General features: G+C 61.8%; 2 protein-coding genes. Both read left to right on the forward strand.

Translation table 11 applies throughout. From position 1 onward, the window contains the following. On the forward strand, window positions 1-1,849 hold a 1,849-nt coding region (trbE, locus tag AKL29_RS28960), incomplete at its 5' end, for a conjugal transfer protein TrbE (protein WP_244482481.1). Continuing rightward, a partial coding sequence (gene trbJ / locus AKL29_RS28965; protein ID WP_244482482.1) for a P-type conjugative transfer protein TrbJ occupies window positions 1,846-2,430 on the forward strand: 585 nt, incomplete at its 3' end. The genes trbE and trbJ, both read left to right, overlap by 4 nt.

Raw genomic sequence — 2,430 nt, forward strand, 5'->3', positions numbered from 1 at the left:
CGTTCGGGTGCCCGAAATTCCCATGTACATCGATGCGCTATTGGCCGACCAGCCCCTAACCGGCGGGCTCGAGCCGATGTTGGGCTCTGCCAACGTTCGGGTTCTGACGATTGTCGGCTTTCCGGGCGCGACGACGCCAGGAATTCTGGATGACCTAAATCGTCTGGCATTCTCGTATCGCTGGTCGACCCGAGCAATCATGCTCGACAAGACCGATGCCACCAAGCTGCTCACCAAGATTCGCCGGCAGTGGTTCGCCAAGAGAAAGTCCATTGGCGCCATTCTCAAGGAGGTGATGACCAACGAGGCATCGCCCCTGCTCGATACCGACGCCCACAACAAGGCGATCGACGCCGACGCCGCGCTGCAGGAACTGGGGTCGGATCAGATCGGACAAGCCTTTGTCACGGCGACAATCACCGTGTGGGACCGCGATCCGGGTGCAGCGGACGAAAAGCTTCGGCTGGTCGAGAAGGTTATTCAGGGCCGCGATTTCACCTGCATGATCGAGACGGTGAACGCAGTAGAAGCCTGGCTCGGCAGTCTGCCGGGGCACGTCTACGCCAACGTACGGCAGCCCCCGGTTTCGACGCTCAACCTCGCCCATATGATTCCGATGTCGGCCGTATGGGCGGGCGAGGCGAGGGATCTGCACTTCAAGGGGCCGCCCCTTCTGTTCGGTAAGACCGAGGGCTCGACCCCGTTCCGATTTTCGCTCCACGTTGGCGATGTCGGCCATACTCTGGTGGTGGGACCGACGGGAGCTGGCAAGTCCGTGTTGCTGGCACTGATGGCGCTGCAGTTCCGTCGCTACCCCAATGCTCAGGTCTTTGCATTCGATTTCGGCGGTTCGATCCGGGCGGCTGCGCTCGCGATGGGCGGCGACTGGCATGATCTGGGTGGCGCATTGTCTGATGGAGGCGACCAGCCCGTTGCGTTGCAGCCTCTGGCCTGGATCGACGATTCCGCCGAGCGAGGATGGGCCACGGAATGGATCGGCACGATCCTGGCACGGGAGAAGATCGAGATCACCCCGGAGGTCAAGGATCATCTGTGGTCAGCGCTGACGTCTCTCGCCTCGGCGCCGATGCAGGAACGGACACTGACGGGCCTATCTGTCCTGCTGCAATCGAACTCCCTGAAGCGTGCCTTGCAACCTTATTGCCTGGGCGGGCCCTCCGGGCGCCTGCTTGATGCCGAATACGAGCGCCTTGGCGAGGCCTCGGTCCAGGCGTTTGAGACCGAAGGGTTGATCGGAACGAGCGCGGCCCCGGCCGTGTTGGCCTATCTCTTCCATCGGATTGGGGACCGTCTCGACGGCCGACCGACACTCCTGATTGTCGATGAAGGTTGGCTTGCTCTCGACGACGACGATTTCGCCGGCCAACTCCGCGAATGGCTGAAGACGCTTCGGAAGAAGAACGCTTCCGTCATCTTCGCCACCCAGTCGCTTTCGGACATCGATGGCTCCGCGATCGCGCCGGCGATCATCGAAAGCTGCCCAACGCGTCTGTTGCTGCCGAACGAACGGGCGATCGAGCCGCAGATCACTGCCATCTATCGCCGCTTTGGCCTTAATGACCGCCAGATCGAGCTTCTGAGCCGGGCAACGCCGAAGCGCGACTACTACTGCCAGTCCCGCCGCGGCAACCGGATGTTCGAACTGGGTCTTGGAGAGATTGCGCTCGCCTTCACCGCAGCCTCTTCCAAGACCGACCAGGCTGCCATCGCGCAGCTCCTCGCCGAACATGGGCCGGACGGCTTCGTACCGGCCTGGCTCCAGCACCGTGGCGTCGCCTGGGCCGCCGACCTGATCCCCAATCTTGCAAATCTGGAGAAATCACTATGAGGCGTCTTGCCCTATTGGCGACCGCTGGCACCGTCGCGCTAGTGCTTGGCGTCGCGGTACCTGCACGGGCGCTGATCGTCTTCGATCCCAACAACTACGTCCAAAACGTCCTGACAGCCGCGCGGGAGCTCCAGCAGATCAACAACCAGATCACCTCGTTACAGAACGAGGCGCAAATGCTGATCAATCAGGCCAGGAATCTGGCAAACCTGCCGTACTCTTCGCTGCAGCAATTGCAATCCTCGATCCAGCGCACGCAGCAACTGCTGGCCCAGGCCCAACGCGTCGCATACGACGTGCAGCAGATCGATCGGGCTTTTTCGACCAGCTACGCGCCGGCGACAAGCAGCCAGTCGAACCAGTTGCTGATCTCAAACGCGCAATTGCGTTGGCAGAATTCCTATGCCGCGACGCAAGACGCGCTTCGCGTCCAGGCCGGCATCGTTGGCAACCTCGACACTAATCGCATCCAGACGTCCGCCCTCGTAACCTCGAGCCAGAGTGCCAGTGGCGCCCTGCAGGCAACTCAGGCCGGCAACCAGATCCTTGCGCTTCAAGCGCAACAACTTGCCGATCTCACG

Origin of the sequence: Bradyrhizobium pachyrhizi (assembly GCF_001189245.1) — a bacterium.
Taxonomy (GTDB): domain Bacteria; phylum Pseudomonadota; class Alphaproteobacteria; order Rhizobiales; family Xanthobacteraceae; genus Bradyrhizobium; species Bradyrhizobium pachyrhizi.